The organism is Odoribacter sp. N54.MGS-14, from assembly GCF_000980295.1.
Lineage (GTDB): Bacteria > Bacteroidota > Bacteroidia > Bacteroidales > Marinifilaceae > Odoribacter > Odoribacter splanchnicus.
Window position 1 is genome coordinate 67,454 of record NZ_LARL01000007.1, and the last position, 17,206, is coordinate 84,659.

At 42.5% G+C, this 17,206-nt stretch carries 12 protein-coding genes, 1 tRNA gene and 2 pseudogenes; 14 read left to right on the forward strand and 1 reads right to left on the reverse strand.

Translation table 11 applies throughout. The annotated features are described in order from the left end of the window. Positions 1-44 precede the first annotated feature (44 nt). The 11 genes and pseudogenes from gdhA to WS42_RS15780 form a co-directional block, all read left to right on the forward strand. A complete protein-coding gene (gene gdhA / locus WS42_RS02920) occupies positions 45-1,379 on the forward strand; it encodes an NADP-specific glutamate dehydrogenase (protein ID WP_022160420.1) in 1,335 nt (444 codons plus the stop codon). 142 nt (positions 1,380-1,521) lie between these two features. After that, the gene (locus tag WS42_RS02925; protein ID WP_022160419.1) at positions 1,522-2,295 is read left to right on the forward strand and encodes a TatD family hydrolase; all 774 of its coding nucleotides are present in this window, start codon (positions 1,522-1,524) and stop codon (positions 2,293-2,295) included. Between the two features lie 28 nt (positions 2,296-2,323). Continuing rightward, complete coding sequence (locus WS42_RS02930) at positions 2,324-3,364, forward strand: asparaginase (protein ID WP_022160418.1); 1,041 nt, start codon at positions 2,324-2,326, stop codon at positions 3,362-3,364. 127 nt (positions 3,365-3,491) lie between these two features. Continuing rightward, a complete protein-coding gene (locus WS42_RS02935; protein ID WP_022160417.1) occupies positions 3,492-4,274 on the forward strand; it encodes a MotA/TolQ/ExbB proton channel family protein in 783 nt (260 codons plus the stop codon). Positions 4,275-4,277: 3 nt separating this feature from the next. Beyond that, positions 4,278-4,721, forward strand: a complete 444-nt coding sequence (locus WS42_RS02940; RefSeq protein WP_022160416.1) for a hypothetical protein — start codon at positions 4,278-4,280, stop codon at positions 4,719-4,721. Between the two features lie 39 nt (positions 4,722-4,760). Then, a complete protein-coding gene (locus tag WS42_RS02945) occupies positions 4,761-5,333 on the forward strand; it encodes an ExbD/TolR family protein (protein ID WP_022160415.1) in 573 nt (190 codons plus the stop codon). Next, a complete protein-coding gene (locus WS42_RS02950) occupies positions 5,333-5,800 on the forward strand; it encodes an ExbD/TolR family protein (RefSeq protein WP_022160414.1) in 468 nt (155 codons plus the stop codon). The genes WS42_RS02945 and WS42_RS02950 overlap by 1 nt, the downstream gene beginning before the upstream one ends. 68 nt (positions 5,801-5,868) lie before the next feature. Next, a tRNA-Arg gene (locus WS42_RS02955) sits at positions 5,869-5,940 on the forward strand. A gap of 144 nt (positions 5,941-6,084) precedes the next feature. After that, complete coding sequence (locus WS42_RS02960) at positions 6,085-8,586, forward strand: hybrid sensor histidine kinase/response regulator (protein ID WP_046450732.1); 2,502 nt, start codon at positions 6,085-6,087, stop codon at positions 8,584-8,586. A 188-nt stretch (positions 8,587-8,774) separates the two neighbouring features. Then, positions 8,775-11,193: pseudogene (locus WS42_RS15775) on the forward strand (glycoside hydrolase family 2 TIM barrel-domain containing protein); the annotation flags it as partial. A 62-nt stretch (positions 11,194-11,255) separates the two neighbouring features. Continuing rightward, positions 11,256-12,818 (forward strand): annotated as a pseudogene (locus WS42_RS15780) (beta-galactosidase small subunit-related protein); the annotation flags it as partial. Positions 12,819-12,868: 50 nt separating this feature from the next. On the opposite strand, the gene WS42_RS02970 reads toward WS42_RS15780, so the two are convergent. Further along, complete coding sequence (locus WS42_RS02970) at positions 12,869-14,197, reverse strand: sigma-54-dependent transcriptional regulator (RefSeq protein ID WP_013612988.1); 1,329 nt, start codon at positions 14,195-14,197, stop codon at positions 12,869-12,871. Positions 14,198-14,358: 161 nt separating this feature from the next. On the opposite strand from WS42_RS02970, the gene WS42_RS02975 reads away from it, so the two are divergent. From WS42_RS02975 to creD, 3 genes are all read left to right on the forward strand, one after another. Next, complete coding sequence (locus WS42_RS02975) at positions 14,359-14,982, forward strand: hypothetical protein (protein WP_046450728.1); 624 nt, start codon at positions 14,359-14,361, stop codon at positions 14,980-14,982. After that, positions 14,979-15,281: a winged helix-turn-helix domain-containing protein gene (locus WS42_RS02980; RefSeq protein WP_013612986.1), complete on the forward strand. Its 303-nt coding sequence runs from the start codon at positions 14,979-14,981 to the stop codon at positions 15,279-15,281. Before WS42_RS02975 ends, WS42_RS02980 begins: the two co-directional genes overlap by 4 nt. A gap of 73 nt (positions 15,282-15,354) precedes the next feature. Continuing rightward, positions 15,355-16,731 (forward strand): cell envelope integrity protein CreD, encoded by a 1,377-nt coding sequence (creD, locus tag WS42_RS02985; RefSeq protein WP_013612985.1) that lies wholly within the window; start codon positions 15,355-15,357, stop codon positions 16,729-16,731. Positions 16,732-17,206: the final 475 nt, after the last annotated feature.

Below are 17,206 nucleotides of genomic sequence, written 5' to 3' on the forward strand. Positions count from 1 at the left end.
ACATCCGAAAACGTTTGAATTAACTCATACTAAAAATTATACACATGAGACCAGAAATTAAAGAATTCATGGAAGCCTTAAAGGCTAAAACAGTAGGTGAATCAGAGTTCCACCAGGCTGTAGAAGAAGTTATTGAAACTGTATGGGATACCTATCAGGCAAACCCGAAATACAAGGCCAATAAGATCCTTGAAAAAATGGTAGAACCTGAAAGAGTAATCATGTTCCGTGTTCCATGGATCGACGACAAAGGTGAAGTACAAATCAACCGCGGTTACCGCGTTCAATTCAATAGTGCTATCGGACCGTACAAAGGAGGTTTACGTTTCCACCCGTCGGTAACTTTGGGCGGACTGAAATTTTTAGGTTTCGAGCAGACTTTCAAAAACTCTCTGACTACGCTGCCTATGGGTGGTGGTAAAGGAGGTTCGGACTTCAACCCGAAAGGAAAATCAGACAATGAAGTAATGCGTTTTTGCCAGAGCTTTATGACTGAACTTTGCAAATATATCGGTGCCGACACAGACGTTCCTGCCGGTGATATCGGCGTAGGAGCCCGTGAAATCGGTTATCTGTTTGGACAATATAAGAGAATCCGGAATGAATTCGTAGGTGTACTGACCGGTAAACCAAGAGAATTCGGTGGATCACGTGTACGTCCGGAAGCTACCGGTTACGGTACGGTATATTTCGCTCAGCACATGCTGAAAGAAAAAGGTCAGGATATCAAAGGCAAAACTGTTGCGATTTCCGGATTCGGTAATGTTGCCTGGGGAGCTGCCCAGAAACTCGTTCAATTGGGTGCCAAATTGGTAACCATCTCCGGACCGGACGGATACATCTATGATGAAAAAGGTATTACCCAGGAAGGTGTCGATTATATGCTGGAATTACGTGCAAGCAACAACGACGTTGTAGAACCGTATGCAGCTAAATTCGGAGCTAAATTCTTCGCTAAGAAAAAACCATGGGAAGTAAAATGTGATATCGCATTCCCGTGTGCTATTCAGAACGAATTGAACGAAGAAGATGCAAAACAACTGGTTGCTAACGGCTGTCAGATGGTTGTAGAAACTTCCAACATGGGTTGTACAGCTGAAGCTGTTAAATATTTGAATTCTCATATCACTTTCGCTCCGGGTAAAGCAGCTAACGCAGGTGGTGTTGCCGTATCGGGTCTGGAAATGAGCCAGAACTCAATGAGATATAGCTGGACAGCTGAAGAAGTTGACCAGAAACTGTCTCAGATCATGAAAGATATCCACGATACTTGTGTTAAATTCGGCAAAGAAGGAGACAAGATTGACTACGTGAAAGGTGCTAACATCGGCGGCTTTATAAAAGTAGCTGAAGCAATGTGTGCTCAGGGACACGTATAAAAAGTTAAAGGTAAAAGTTAAAGGCTGACTAAACGATTACCTGAAAATTAAAGCGTACACTTCGAGGGTGTGCGCTTTTTTTATTATCTTCGTTTCCGCAAAATCATTTAGTTTTCAGCTAATCATTTTTGGCTTTAAATTTATGTACATCGACACTCATTCACATATCTACGAAGAGGAATTCAGAGAAGACCGGGAAGCTGTTATACAACGTGCCAGAGAGGCGGGAGTGAATTACATCGTTCTTCCGGACATCGATAGTGAATCGCGTAACCGGATGCTCGCCCTGGAAGCCCAACACCCGGAGATGTTATTTCCTTTGGCAGGGCTACACCCCACTTCTGTGTACGAGAACTATAAAGCAGAGCTGGCCCAGGTAGAAAAAGCTTTGGGTAACCATACCTTTTACGGCATCGGAGAATGTGGTATAGACTTATATTGGGATAAAAGGTATTACCGGGAACAAATCAAAGCATTCGAACATCAGCTTGGAATAGCAAAAGAAACCGGTTTGCCGGTAATCATTCATTCCCGCGACTCCCTGGAAGTGATTTTCGAGGTGCTGAAAAAACATCCTTATACCCGTGGCATTCTGCATTGTTTTCCGGGTAATGCAGCAGAAGCCCGGCAAGCAATCGACATGGGGTATTTATTAGGAATCGGAGGAGTCGTTACCTTCAAAAAGAGTCAGATGGCAGATACCCTACGCGAAATCGGCCCGGCAAACATCGTACTGGAGACCGATTCTCCTTACCTGACTCCGGTCCCTTTCCGGGGAAAAAGAAATGAAAGTAGTTATATTCCGTTAATAGCTCAAAAAATTGCAGAATTAACGGGTCTCGAGACAAAAAAAATTGAGGAAATAACGACACAAAATGCTTTGAATTTGTTTAATTTGCAGTGCGAAAACGTGTGAGGGGTCATCGATAAACTTTGATACAACAATGACAAAATCGGTATTGATAATATATACAGGTGGAACCATCGGAATGGTCAACGATCCGGCGACAGGGGCATTGTGTCCTTTCGATTTCGAACAGATAGCGAAAGCAGTTCCTGAGATCAGAGAATTCGGTTTTTCTATCAACAGTTATACTTTACCGGAGATCATCGATTCGTCCGATTTGAAACCGGCGCTTTGGGCCGACCTGTGCCAAATCATTCTGGACAAATACGATCAGTACTCCGGATTCGTCATTCTGCACGGGACAGATACGATGGCTTATTCAGCCGCAGCCCTGAGCTTCATGCTGAACAATCTGACAAAACCGGTTGTTTTCACAGGTTCACAACTTCCGATCGGTACCATACGTACCGATGGTCGGGAAAATCTGATTGCAGCATTAGAAATTGCAGCAGCGACCATCGAAGGCAAGGCAGTTGTACCTGAAGTCTGTATTTTATTCGGAGCCAAACTCTTCCGGGGTAACCGAACCACCAAAATCAATGCAGAGAGCTTCGATGCTTTCCAGTCGTTCAATTATCCGCCTTTAGCAGAAATCGGTATTCATATTCACTATAATTACGGAGCCATCAATTATACCCCCCGGACAGAGCCGATTTGTGCGTTTACGGAAATGAATACCAACATCGCCATATTGCAATTATTTCCAGGCATTCGTCCGGAATTAATAGATGCCGTTATTCAAACTCCCGGTCTAAGAGGACTGATTTTGGAGACTTATGGCTCGGGGAACGCTCCGACCGACCGTTGTTTTTTAGAAAAAATTAAAGAAGCCTCCCAAAAAGGCATCATCATATACAACGTCACCCAATGTCAGGGTGGGACTGTAGAAATGGGCCGTTACGAGACCAGCAGAGAGTTATTAAACTACGGAGTTTCAAGTGGATATGACATCACGATGGAAGCTGCTGTCTGCAAAATGATGTATCTGCTGGAGAAATACCATGACGCTAACGAAATAAAAAAATACTTAAATTCATCAATAAAAGGAGAAATAACCATGAATCATATTGGGTTTTAACATTTTTTTTGTACCTTGCCGCGTCTTTTGGTGCGTCCTGTGGGAATACAAAGGTTTGCAAGGGTACGCCTGAAGTTTGAGAGTTAAATTTTAATTATTTATAAACTAAAAATCAGTTAAAGAGATCATGAGAAAATTATTTGCACTAATAGCAGTTTTAGGAATGCTTACTATTGGAGCATCAAAATTAATGGCTCAGGAAGACGAAGCAGCACCAGCAGCTCAAACCGAGCAAACAACAGTTTCTATCGATGACGAAGAAATTGAAAGTACTTCAATGCATGCAGCGATCAAACAGAAATTCATCGAGGGTGGTGCCGGATTTATGGCTTGTGTTGCATTGTGTTTGATTTTCGGTTTGGCCGTCGCAATTGAAAGGGTTATTTACTTGAACCTTTCCGACACGAACACCAAAAAATTCATTGTTGGTTTTGAGGACGCGCTGAACAACGGTGGTATTGAAGCAGCAAAAGACTATTGCCGTAACACCCGCGGACCTATTGCAAGTATTTTCTATCAGGGACTTTCCCGTTACGATCAGGGCATCGACATGGTTGAGAAATCAGTTGTTTCTTACGGATCGGTACAGATGGGATTGATGGAAAAAGGATTGACCTGGATCGGATTGTTCATCGCATTGGCTCCTATGTTGGGGTTCTTGGGAACTGTAATCGGTATGATCGACGCCTTCGACCAGATTCAGGCAGCAGGTGATATGAGCCCGGCCCTTGTAGCAGGAGGTATTAAAGTGGCTTTGATTACGACCGTAGGTGGTTTGATCGTAGCTATGATCCTGCAGATATTCTATAACTATTGTACATCAAAGGTAGAAGGTATTGTAAACAATATGGAAGATGCATCTGTAAGCATGTTAGACATTTTGGTGAAATACGAGCAAAAAAATAAATAAACCATGAATAGTAAAAGAATACTCAACCTTGTAACAATCGTAATGTTTGCCATTACAATAGTATTGTTAGGGCTGTTTATGTTCGGAGGTGAAGTACCGAATCAGCCGTACACTACTCCTGTATATACAGCGGCATTATTGAATTGGGCATATATCCTGTGTGGTATTGCAATCATTGTAGCTGTTATCTTCCCGGTGATTCGTCTGTTTACCCGCCCGAAACAAGCAATGAAAAGCTTTATCGGATTAGCGGGAGTAGCCATAGTCATCCTGATCGGGTATGCATTGGCTGATGGTACTCCATTGAAACTAGTCGGTTATACGGGACCTGATAACGTACCATCCATGCTGATCTTTACAGATACGATTTTGTACACAATGTATTTCCTTTTTGCAGCAGCTATTTTAGCTATTTTAGGAACGGAAATTTACAGCAGAATGAAATAATACTATTCCCTTCGGGGAATAGAGATAAAATTAAGGAATATGGCAAAGAAAACACCAGAAATTAATGCCACTTCGACTGCCGATATCGCATTCCTGTTGCTTGTGTTCTTCCTGGCAACGACGACGATGAATGTGGATTCCGGTATATACAGAAGACTTCCGCCCTATCAGCCGGATAATACCGAAGCCCCGAAATATGCAAAACGGAATATTTTGCAGGTTTTGGTAAACCGGAACAATCAGCTGGCGATCAACGGAGAATTGGCAGATGTTTCTACCCTGAAAGACAGGACAATCGAATTTGTTCTAAATCCGAATAATAGCGAAGACTTACCCCAAAAAGAAATTAAAACGATCGATCTTTTCGGTCCCGTGGAAGTTTCGAAGGGTATTGTTTCTCTTCAGAGTGATAAAGGAACGTCATATGAAATGTACATCGCCGTACAAGATCAGTTGACATCCGCTTATAATGAATTGAGAAACAGAAAAGCCAACGAGAAATGGGGTAAAAACTTTGATGAACTGAATGACGACCAAAAAGAAGCAGTCAGAAAAGTTGTTCCGATGCAGATTTCTGAAGCAGAACCTAAAAACATAGGAGGGAAAAAATAATGGCAAAATTTAAAAAAGGTGGTAAAAGAGAGACGCCCGCAATTTCAACGGCATCTTTACCTGACATCGTGTTTATGTTGCTGTTCTTCTTCATGGTGAGTACCACGATGCGTGAAGTTTCCCTAATGGTTGCCAATGCGATGCCTCAGGCTACAGAAACCGTAAAGCTGGAAAAGAAATCGCTCGTAAGTAATATTTATGTAGGTAAACCTACTCCTCAATATCAAGGTGCTTACGGAACCGAACCCCGAATCCAGTTGAACGATCGTTTCGCAACTTTAGAAGAACTGGGAGCTTTTGTGGTTTCAGAACGTGAAAGTCGTAAAGAGGAAGATAGAAATAGCATTACAAATAACCTGAAAGTAGATAAAAATGTAACGATGGGTGTCGTTACCGATATTAAACAGGAATTACGTAAAGCAAATTCACTGAGAATTAATTACGGTAGTACGAAAAAACCCCATTAATTAATTCTAAAAAATAAAGGGGGACATGGTTCCCCTTTTCTTTTTTTTATTATCTTTGCAGCGCATTTGGTTCCGTAGTTCAATGGATAGAATGAAGGATTCCGGTTCCTTTGATTGGGGTTCGAGTCCCCACGGGATCACAGAGCAAAACGCTAAATAAATGAAAAGCATTTATTTAGCGTTTGTTTTTTGTTGTAACTTTCAAAATTTTGTACGACAGGCTCTAAATTTTGATGCATTTTTTTATATTTGGTGAAAAATTGAAATGTAATAAAAACAAGATCATGCCCTCACTTTCAAAATATACCCAATGGAAGGTTATCGGAGGATATAGTCTTCTGTTCTTATTGAGTATCCTGGCTGCTGTTTTGATTTATAAGCAAATAATAGAATTAATTGTCAGCGAAGAAAATAGTGATAATCCTAACCGGAAACTATTCATTATTGGCAATACGATCACGGGGCTTTATGAATCGGAAGGGCTGGGGAATGCTTTTGTACAGACCGGTTCGAGATCCTATTTTCTAAAGTACCGGGATTTAATAGAGGAAGTTGAATCGAATATAGACTCTTTAAGAGACTTAACTACCCGTCTGGACCAGATTCTTCGTCTGGATACGATCAATGATCTACTCGATCAGAAAATACGTAATTTACAGGATATCGTCCGGGTAAAACAATCCTTTGTCCCGGATGATTTCTATAATAAAGCGATTGCCAGTATAGAATCCGGAAGAGACAGCCTGCAAGGGACAGATATCCGGAAAAGACACATTACGACACTGGACAGCTCGTACACCAAATCAGAAAAAAAGAAAAGACGTTGGTTATTTTTTTCCAAGACCGAGCCCGATTCCGTACTCAAAGTTTCGGTTTCTCATCATACTGTTATCGATACGCTTAACAGGCAAACAGCCTTACAAAATACGGACAGTGTCGTTCATATTCTGAAAACAGCCTGGGAAGATGTACAAAAACAAACCCAGGATATTACCCGTCAAATCAACCGGAAAGAATATGCCTTAATTCAGCAGAGCACCTACATTACGGATCAGTTGAAACGAATATTAGGAGCCTATGAAAAAGAAGAAATCACGAATTCTCTAATCAAACAAGAAACCCGGGAACAAACCCTCAACACAATGATCCGGATTTTTGCCTGGCTGGCAGTGATTGCTTTCCTGCTGATCTTGTTTTTTACCTTCTTTATTCTTCGCGATTTATCCCGTAGCCAACGCTATCGGAAAGAACTCGAGGCAGCCAACCGCTATGCCGACCAACTGCTGAAAAGCCGGGAAAAGATGATCCTGACCGTCACACACGACATTAAATCACCGCTAAGTTCTGTAATCGGTTATATCGAACTACTCAATAACACCCCTATCAACGAACGGCAACGTTATTTCCTGAAAAACATGCGGGGTTCTTCGGAACATATCCTGAAACTGATCGGTAACTTGCTGGATTTATCGAAACTGGAAAACAATAAAATGCCCGTCGAGCATATCGTGTTCAATCCGTACCATTTATTCCAGGAAATTACGGACAATTTTATGCCACTGGCAGCAGCTAAACATTTAGAATTAAAGGCTCGTTTCAGCGAAGATCTCGATAAAGACTATTCAGGAGATGCTCTGCGCATCCGGCAGATCCTGACCAATATCTTATCCAATGCAGTAAAATACACGACAACAGGGTATATCTCCTTCTCTGCCGAAACCGTCAATCCGGAAAAGATCAGATTAAAAATCCAGGATACAGGTTCAGGGATGACTCCCGAGGAGCAAAAAATCATCTTCCAGGAATTTACACGCCTAACTTCACACGCAACCATAGAAGGTACAGGCCTGGGATTAACGATTACATTGAAATTAATCCATCTTCTGGGAGGAGAAATTCAACTAAACAGTACTCCAGGTAAAGGAAGTTGTTTTACGATCCTGCTTCCCCTCGGGCAGTGTACCACCTCGTCCTCAACGGCTTCCCCCGAGACACCCATTCCCCCCCGACCGGGTATTCCGGCGAGTGGTTCACCTAAAATTCTGTTTATAGATGATGATCCGCTTCAACTGGAAATGGCTGTCGGTTTATTGGCTAATTATGGAATTCAGGCAGAAGCCACCACCAGTCCACAGCATCTCTTGAACAAGCTGGCCTCCACCAAATACGATCTTCTTTTTTCCGATATCCAGATGCCGGAAACGAACGGTTTCGATTTGGTAAAACAAATCCGCAATTCCTTACTACCTAATGCTGCCGATCTCTGTATCGTAGCCTTATCGGCAGATTCCGGACGGACGGAAAAAGAATACCTCGATGCCGGTTTCAGTGCTTTTCTAAGCAAACCTTTCACCTCCGGTCAACTGACAGCCCTAATCACCCATCTGACAGGTATTTCACTCTCAGGGCCGGCAACAACTTCCTCTTCAAATCCAGCCCAGGACATAGAACGCAGAGGATATAGTCTGAAACATATCCTTCAGTTTGTCGACAACGATCGGGAAGCCCTACAAAAAATCCTCGATTCATTTGTACTGACAACCCGGGAATACATAGAATTATTAAAAAAATATCAGGAAGAAAAACAATGTACAGCTATCGTCCAACTGGCCCACAAAATGCTCCCGATGTTCCGTCAACTGGAAATAGATGAAGAAATCCCCCTATTAGAAAAGTTAGAACAGGCGACTAAAAACGATCTCCCTGAAAATCAAATCTTATCCCTGACTCAGGAAGTAATCAACAAAACGATCCTGTTACTAAAAGAAGATTTCAAAATCTCCTGATCAGGGTCCCTTTCAAGACTCGCTGATCAGCCTTAAAGACAGGTTACTACTTCTCGTTGCAGCAGCATCGAGAAAAAATCATCAGATTCATTATAAATGATTTGGGAATCCGACAGATTTTAACGAATATTGTAGAGAAAATGTGCGGATCTCAACGAATATTTATAAAACGAAATCACATCATGCGTATAATCACATTAAGTCTATTACTGTGTGGTTTAGTCATACCAAGCTTCGGTGTACGACCGCCGTTAAAAGGTTATACCTATGCTTCGGAACAGGCTCCAACGGGAAAAGAGTGGCAATCTCCGGAAAATCTGGCTCTAAACAAAGAGCAGCCACATGCTTGGTTTTTTCCTTTTCAAGATATAAAAAGTGCCCGGAAAGTTCTGCCTGAAAACAGTATATATTGGCAATCGCTGAACGGTAACTGGAAATTCAACTGGGCAGCGGACCCGGATTCACGTCCCAAAGATTTTTATAAAACCGATTTCGACGTAACAGCCTGGGACAATATTCCGGTTCCTTCCAGCTGGAATATTTATGGAATTCAGCAAGATGGCAGCCTGAAATACGGAGTACCCATCTATGTCAATCAACCTGTCATTTTTATGCATAGCGTAAAAGTAGACGACTGGCGGGGCGGCGTAATGCGTACTCCTCCAACGAACTGGACTACTTACAAATATCGCAATGAAGTGGGTTCTTTCCGTCGGGAATTCGAGATTCCTGAGCACTGGGACGGACGTGAAGTATTTATCAGTTTTGACGGAGTCGATTCATTTTTCTATCTATGGATCAACGGAATGTATGTAGGTTTTTCGAAAAACTCACGCAATACGGCTAATTTCAATATTACCAACTATTTGCGTTCCGGGAAAAACATAGTCGCAGCAGAAGTTTACCGGAATTCTGACGGTTCTTTCCTGGAAGCTCAGGACATGTTCCGTTTGCCAGGTATTTTCCGTACCGTTGCACTTTATTCCACCCCAAAAGTACAGATACGCGATCTGGTTGCAACTCCGGATTTGGATAATAACTACACCGACGGTTCACTGACGATTCAGGCCGATATCCGTAATTTTGGAAAGAAAACGGCCAAGGGATATAAAGTATGCTATAGTTTGTATGCCAACAAATTGTATTCTGACGAGAATGAACCGGTTATTCTGGCAACAGATACTAAGGGTGCGGCTATCCGGAACTGTGTCGTTGCCCAGGTAGAACCTATTACCACAGGGAATACCCAAGAAGCGGAAAAAGTGGTTTTGAAAGTAAAAAATCCGAATAAATGGTCGGCAGAAACTCCTTATCGTTATACCTTGATCGCGGAACTGAAAGATCATAAAAACCGGAGTATCGAGACAGTATCTACGATTGTCGGTTTCCGGAAAGTGGAAATCAAAGACACTCCGGCCGATCAGGATGAGTTCGGCTTGGCCGGCCGTTATTACTATGTCAACGGCAAGACGATAAAATTGAAAGGAGTGAACCGGCATGAAACCAACCCGGCTGTAGGTCACGCTATAACCCGTGAGATGATGGAAAAAGAGATTATGCTGATGAAGCAAGGTAATATCAATCATGTACGTAACTCACATTACACCGACGATCCTTACTGGTATTATCTCTGTAATAAATACGGCATTTATCTGGAAGATGAAGCCAACATCGAATCACATGAATACTATTACGGGGCGGCTTCTCTTTCTCATCCCGTTGAATGGAAAAATGCACATGTCGCCCGGGTAATGGAAATGGTACACAGCAATGTAAACAATCCTTCTATCGTCATCTGGTCGCTGGGAAATGAGGCAGGCCCCGGCCAAAACTTTGTCGCTGCCTACGAAGCTTTAAAACAATTCGATTTATCCCGTCCGGTACAATACGAACGGAACAATTCGATTGTGGATATGGGTTCCAACCAATATCCTTCTATCGGTTGGGTACGGGGAGCTGTAAAAGGAAATTATGATATTAAATATCCGTTCCATATCTCGGAATATGCCCATTCCATGGGTAATGCCTGTGGAAATCTGATCGACTACTGGGAAGCTATCGAATCTACTAATTTCTTCTGTGGCGGTGCCATTTGGGATTGGGTGGATCAGTCGATGTATAATTATGACAAGAAAACCGGTAAGCGTTATCTGGCCTATGGAGGAGATTTCGGAGATATCCCCAATGACGGTCAGTTTGTAATGAATGGTATTGTATTTGGAGATCTTGAACCTAAACCACAATATTATGAAGTGAAGAAAGTCTATCAGAATATGGCTGTGAAAGCGATTGACATCGAGAAAGGTCAATTCGGAATATTCAACAAATATTATTTTAAAGACCTTTCGGATTATGATGTAAAATGGTCCTTATATGAAAATGGCAAGGAAATACAATCCGGTCCTGTGACTACAGGCATTGTTCCTGCCCGCCATACGGTACAGGTAGTTATTCCTTATCAATACAATAATCTGAAGAAAGATTCCGAATATTTCGTAAAAGTGCAGTTTTTACTGAAAAACGATATGCCTTGGGCGAGAAAAGGATTCGTGGTTGCAGAAGAACAAATTCAGGTGAAAGAAGCCCACCGGCCTCTCATCAGCACGATGATAAGACAAGGCGGAAAACTGACCTGCGGCAAAAGCAGGACTGCCCGCCTTGTGATCCAAGGGAATAATTTCAAAGTCGAGTTCGATGAATCCACAGGAACGATTTACAGTCTGACTTATGATTCAACAACAATCATAGCAGCAGGTAATGGACCGAAACTGGATGTACTCCGTGCTTTTACGAACAATGACAACTGGTTCTATTCTTCGTGGTTTGACCGTGGTTTACACCATTTACAACACAAAGCCAAAGAAACAACGATTATGAATAAACCGGACGGAAGTATTGTATTGGCTTTTACAGTAGAATCCCAGGCGCCTCATGCAGCAAAAATACTGGGTGGTACCAGTTCCGGTAAGAATACGATCGAAGAATTAACCGACACCCCTTTCGGTCCGAACGATTTCAAATTCACTACCAATCAGATTTGGACGGTTTATCCGGATGGTTCCATTGAATTACAGGCCAGTGTTACTTCCAATCAGCCTGATCTGGTATTACCCCGTTTGGGTTATGCCATGAAAATCCCTCAGGAATATGCCAATTTTACCTACTACGGACGTGGTCCGATCGACAATTATGCAGACCGGAAAAGCGGACAGTTCATTGAACAGCATAAGAATACGGTTGCCGGAGAATTTGTCAACTTCCCGAAACCTCAGGACATGGGAAATCATGAAGATGTGCGTTGGTGTGCCCTAACCAATCAGGCAAATCAGGGGGCTGTATTTATAGCCACCGATCGGTTATCCGTCTCCGCTTTACCATATTCGGCCCAGGATTTGATTCTGGCTTCCCATCCTTATCAGTTGCCACAAGCCGGCGACACCTGGTTGCATCTGGATGCAGCAGTGACAGGACTGGGAGGAAACAGTTGCGGTCAGGGTGGTCCTTTGGTAGCGGACCGGGTTTTCGCCAACAATCACAATTTCGGATTTATCATTCGTCCTGCCGGTAAAGACCTGAGTAAAATAGCCAATATCGCTCCTGCCGGAGAAATTCCATTGTCTATCACACGTAGTAAGTCGGGAACTGTAGAAATAACCTCAGCCCGTAAGAATGCAACAATTTGCTACACCGTTGGAAAAAGCAAAGTAAAAGAATACACAACCCCGATATCACTTCGTGAAGGAGGTCTGGTAACTGCCTGGTTCAAAGACAGACCTGCTATCAAAACGAAGATTTCCTTTGAGAAGCAGGAAAACATCCAAACTGTTGTGATCTATGCCAGCAGCCAGGAAGCCGGAGAGGGAGATGCTTCACACCTCACAGACGGAGATCCCAATACAATCTGGCATACGATGTATTCCGTAACAGTTGCCAAATACCCGCATTGGGTGGATCTGGATGCCGGAGAAGTGAAGAATATCAAAGGTTTCATTTACTTACCCCGCCAAGACGGCAATAACGGTAAGATCAAAGATTATAGCATCCAGGTAAGCATGGACGGTAAAAACTGGGGAACTCCTGTTCAGAAAGGTACTTTCGATAATAGCAGCAAAGAGAAGCAAGTTGAGTTTGCCAAACCGGTGCAAGCCCGTTATATCCGTTTCACAGCTTTAAGCGAACAGAACGGTCAGGACTTTGCCTCCGGTGCCGAAATAACGATTCTGGCAGAATAAAAACAGGATTTATCGATAATAATTGAAAATTCAACTGCCGGGATGAAGCTTTATTCAATAGAATAAAGCTTCATTTTATTATACAAGGTTTTACGGTCTATTTTCAATAAGCGTGCAGCCTCACTTTTATTGTTGTGGCATTTCGCCAATGCTTCACGGATAAGCTGTACTTCATTCTTTTCTCGCTTCAAAGCCAGATCTTCGATTTGAGGGACAGGATCCACAGCTGCCAATTCGGCCGGAATATCTTTCAAAGAGATAAAATCACCGAGACACAATAATGTCGCCCGCTTGACCACATTCCGCATTTCGCGAAGGTTACCGGGCCAGTTATAGTTTTTAAAGACAGACATTACCTCATCCTCGAAACCGATCACATCTTTTCCTAGTTCTTCATTCGAGGCAGCCAGAAAATGATTGGCAAAAACCGGAATATCTTCCTTTCTTTCACGCAAACTTAAAGCTTTTAAAGAAAATTCATTCAGACGATGATAAAGATCCTCCCGAAAATTCCCCTCGGCCACAGCCTTTGTCAGATTCTCGTTCGTAGCGGATATAATACGTACATCAAAAGCGATCTCTTTATCACTCCCCACAGGCTTCACTTTACGTTCTTCCAAGGCCCGTAGCAACTGTACCTGCACATCGTAACTCAGATTTCCGATTTCATCGAGGAAAATCGTCCCTCCCGAAGCAGCCACAAAATAACCCGTCTTATCGTTCACAGCTCCCGTAAAAGCCCCCTTCACATGTCCAAAAAATTCACTGGCTGCCAAATCCTTGGGGATCGCCCCACAATCGACGGCAATAAAAGGCGCCTCCTTACGATTGCTCTGAGCATGAATCAAACGGGCTATGTACTCTTTACCGGAACCACTTTCTCCGGTAATCAATACAGTCATCATAGTCGGAGCTACCAATCGAATATATTCGTAAAGTTTGTCGGCTTCCAGACTCGTACCTTTGATGTATGGCACCGATTGGGGCTTTTTTGTCCGCTTTTTTTGTTCGGGAACAGCAGTCTGTTCCAAAGTGTCCTGGATCTTTTTCAAAATCTCGTCCGGAATGACGGGCTTCGCCACATAATCGAAAGCCCCTAATTTCATCGCCAATACCGCAGTTTGTATATCAGCATAACCGGTCATCAAAATCACCTGAACCTCAGGAGTCGATGCCTTGATATTTTTCAACAAATAAATTCCGTCCTCATCCGGTAAACGCAAATCTGTCAACACGACATCATATTTCGTCCCTTTCAGCTTCGCCAAAGCTTCACGGCAAGAAAAAGCATTCTCTACTTCAAACCCTCTTTTTGTCAACCATGTTTTCAACATCAGACAAAAAGTGGTATCGTCATCTACCAATAAAATTTTAGCCATATACCAATTTATAAAACAGTCGAACCGACTGAACTGTTTTACAAAATTAGGAAACTAACTCCACGAAACGAAGCATTTATCTTTTTTTTCGCAAAAAAAGTCAATTCAAAGGCGAATTTTTCAAAAAATATTTAACTTTGCATCACAAAGTAATTTGAAATATGAATAATCAGGAAGCTTTAAACACTTTAAACGACATCCGGAACATGATGGAAAAGTCCACCCGGTTTGTCTCATTCAGCGGATTGTCCTCTATCGTTATCGGTATATACGCCTGTATCGCCGCGATAATTGCTTATTCTATCCTGGGAAATACAACACCGGTACCCAGACTGGATGTCAACACGCCTGCGAAACTACAACTTTTGATCGTCTTCGCTTCTTTACTGATTATCGTTTGTATCGTTACGGTCATCCTGATGTGCAGGCACAAAGCCCACCAAAACAACCAATCTCTTTTATTCGATTTCAATACCAAAAGGCTACTGTGGAATTTCTTCCTGCCTTTGGTTGTAGGCGGAATACTTTGTATATCATTGATCTGGCAAAGCCATTATGGCCTTACTTCTTCGATCATGCTGATATTCTATGGCGTCGCTCTGATCAGTGCGTCGAATTATACGTTTTCCAATACCCGCTATCTGGGTTATGCGGAAATCGCTCTCGGCCTGGCCGATAGTTTTGTAGAAAATTATGCTCTGTTGTTTTGGGTCGTCGGCTTCGGCCTCTTTCATATCGTCTACGGTATCTTTTTTCATTTGAAATACGAAAAAAAGAACAAATGAAACTAAACCTGGAAGATATTAATAAGGCCTTTGAAAGTAAAGCCCGGTTAGGAATCATGTCGGTACTCCTGGTCAATGAATCCATCGATTTTGTATCCTTGAAAAATTTGCTTGAACTAACCGATGGTAATCTAGCCAGCCATACCCGGAATCTGGAGGAATTGGGGTATATCCGAAGCTACAAACAATTTATCGGCCGTAAACCCAACACCACCTTTTCTGTCACCCCCGAAGGAAAAGAAGCTTTTAAAAAACACCTGAATGCCCTGGAAAATTTTCTAAAAAATCAACTGGAATAATAATATCTATTTTTTTACACTTATACTTTGAAATACAAAGTTCTTTATTAAATAAATTTAAACTCTTCTGATTATGGAAACACAAATCTCTTTTTCCAACCAGGAAAAATACCCACGCCAAGGGTTTATGCAACGGAATGCCTTGTCTGTCAAAATTATTTTAATCGGAGTTTTAATTCTCATTCTCCTGATTCCGCTTGCAATGATCCGGGGATTAATCTCGGAACGTTCCGAAACCGCCTCGGAAGCAACAACGGAAGTACAAAACAAATGGAGCAGCTCACAATTGGTAACAGGCCCTTTCATCAGTATTCCCTGCTATGAAAACTACGAAGAGACTTATTATGAAAACGGAGCCACGAAAATCAGGGTAAAGAAAGTCAAAAACTATATCCATATTCTTCCCGAGCTTCTGGATATTACAGGAAATGTAGAAACCGAAGAACTGAGTCGTGGTTTATACGATATTGTCGTATATAAAACGCCGTTAGTATTAAAAGGCAAATTTATCATCCCGGAACATTTCGAAACCACCATTTTGCCCGAAGACATAGCGCTTCAGCATGCGACCTTGAATCTGGGGATTTCCGATCTTCGGGGAATCAGCGAACAAATAACTGTCGACTGGGGTAAAGAAACGCTTCAATTCAACCCAGGATTACCTTCGGATTTTATTTTATCTTCGGGTGTTTCCTCCGTACTACCTCAACACCAAAAACTTCAGGCCGGAGATTCGATTGAATTTTCGATCCAACTACAGCTTAAAGGCTCAGAATCGATTCAATTCAGTCCCTTCGGTAAAACGACACAAATCCACCTAACCTCCAATTGCACTACCCCGAGTTTTACGGGAGCCTTTTTACCGGAGAACCGTGAGATTACGAACAGCGGTTTCACTGCCGACTGGAAGGTATTGAACCTCAACCGAAATTACCCCCAGGTATTCACCAGTAACCAGTACCACAATGAAGAAGAACTCTCTTCTTTCGGAGTCAACCTCTTATTACCCGTACAACAATACCAGCAATCTATGCGCTCCGTGAAGTATGCCTCCCTGATTATCATTCTTACTTTTGTGATCAGTTTTTTTGTGGAAGTGATGCAAAAAAAGAATATCCATCCTTTCCAATATTTACTGATAGGACTTGGCTTATGTTTATTTTATACGTTATTGATCGCCATTTCGGAACATCTGGGGTTTAATTTAGCCTATCTTATTTCAGCGATCATGACTATTATTCTATTGACACTATATATGCGGGGAATTCTCAAAATCCGGAAAACAGCCTTTACAATAGGCGGATTGCTGGCTCTATTATATCTCTATATCTTTGTATTGATTCAAATGGAGACTTACGCTTTATTAGCCGGTAGCCTCGGATTATTCATCATCCTGGCGGTCATCATGTATTATTCACAAAAGATCAACTGGAACGGAGGAATGAAATAGTAGGTTTATTTTTTCTTTCTATTCCGATTCCGGGTTTTGTGCCGTCAGACCGGTTCGCCTGGAACGGTCCGGTAAGGCTTTCCTTCACTGACCGGCGGAACTCGCTTCGCTCAGACACCACCGGTCGGGCGTTCGGAAAACCTAACCGGACCCTCGTTCCCGCTCCAATGGTCTTCCGCCACAAAACCCTGCATCTCACGTTAACACGACCTGGCAAAGGAAGAATTAGAAAAATTTTATAGAATAAAATACCGGCTCACCTCTATCGGATTATGGATAGTTGGGTTACTTTACCGGAAAATCTTTTTTCGCTGAAATTTATGGTTTTCAGGTCCGGTTTAGCCTGCCAGGCAGTGATGACGGGAGTCGAAGATGTTCGTGTTCGGGGACCATTGGAGCTCTGGCGAGTGTCGTCTTGCTTTTTCTGAACGCCCGACCGGTGGTGTCTGACGGAAACGTAACGTAAAGTTTTTTG

Coding starts and splice junctions, on each gene's coding strand:
- gdhA (WP_022160420.1), top strand. CDS start 45: ATGAGACCAGAAATTAAAGAATTCATGGAAGCCTTAAAGGCTAAAACA.
- WS42_RS02925 (WP_022160419.1), top strand. CDS start 1,522: ATGTACATCGACACTCATTCACATATCTACGAAGAGGAATTCAGAGAA.
- WS42_RS02930 (WP_022160418.1), top strand. CDS start 2,324: ATGACAAAATCGGTATTGATAATATATACAGGTGGAACCATCGGAATG.
- WS42_RS02935 (WP_022160417.1), top strand. CDS start 3,492: ATGAGAAAATTATTTGCACTAATAGCAGTTTTAGGAATGCTTACTATT.
- WS42_RS02940 (WP_022160416.1), top strand. CDS start 4,278: ATGAATAGTAAAAGAATACTCAACCTTGTAACAATCGTAATGTTTGCC.
- WS42_RS02945 (WP_022160415.1), top strand. CDS start 4,761: ATGGCAAAGAAAACACCAGAAATTAATGCCACTTCGACTGCCGATATC.
- WS42_RS02950 (WP_022160414.1), top strand. CDS start 5,333: ATGGCAAAATTTAAAAAAGGTGGTAAAAGAGAGACGCCCGCAATTTCA.
- WS42_RS02960 (WP_046450732.1), top strand. CDS start 6,085: ATGCCCTCACTTTCAAAATATACCCAATGGAAGGTTATCGGAGGATAT.
- WS42_RS02970 (WP_013612988.1), bottom strand. CDS start 14,197: ATGGCTAAAATTTTATTGGTAGATGACGATACCACTTTTTGTCTGATG.
- WS42_RS02975 (WP_046450728.1), top strand. CDS start 14,359: ATGAATAATCAGGAAGCTTTAAACACTTTAAACGACATCCGGAACATG.
- WS42_RS02980 (WP_013612986.1), top strand. CDS start 14,979: ATGAAACTAAACCTGGAAGATATTAATAAGGCCTTTGAAAGTAAAGCC.
- creD (WP_013612985.1), top strand. CDS start 15,355: ATGGAAACACAAATCTCTTTTTCCAACCAGGAAAAATACCCACGCCAA.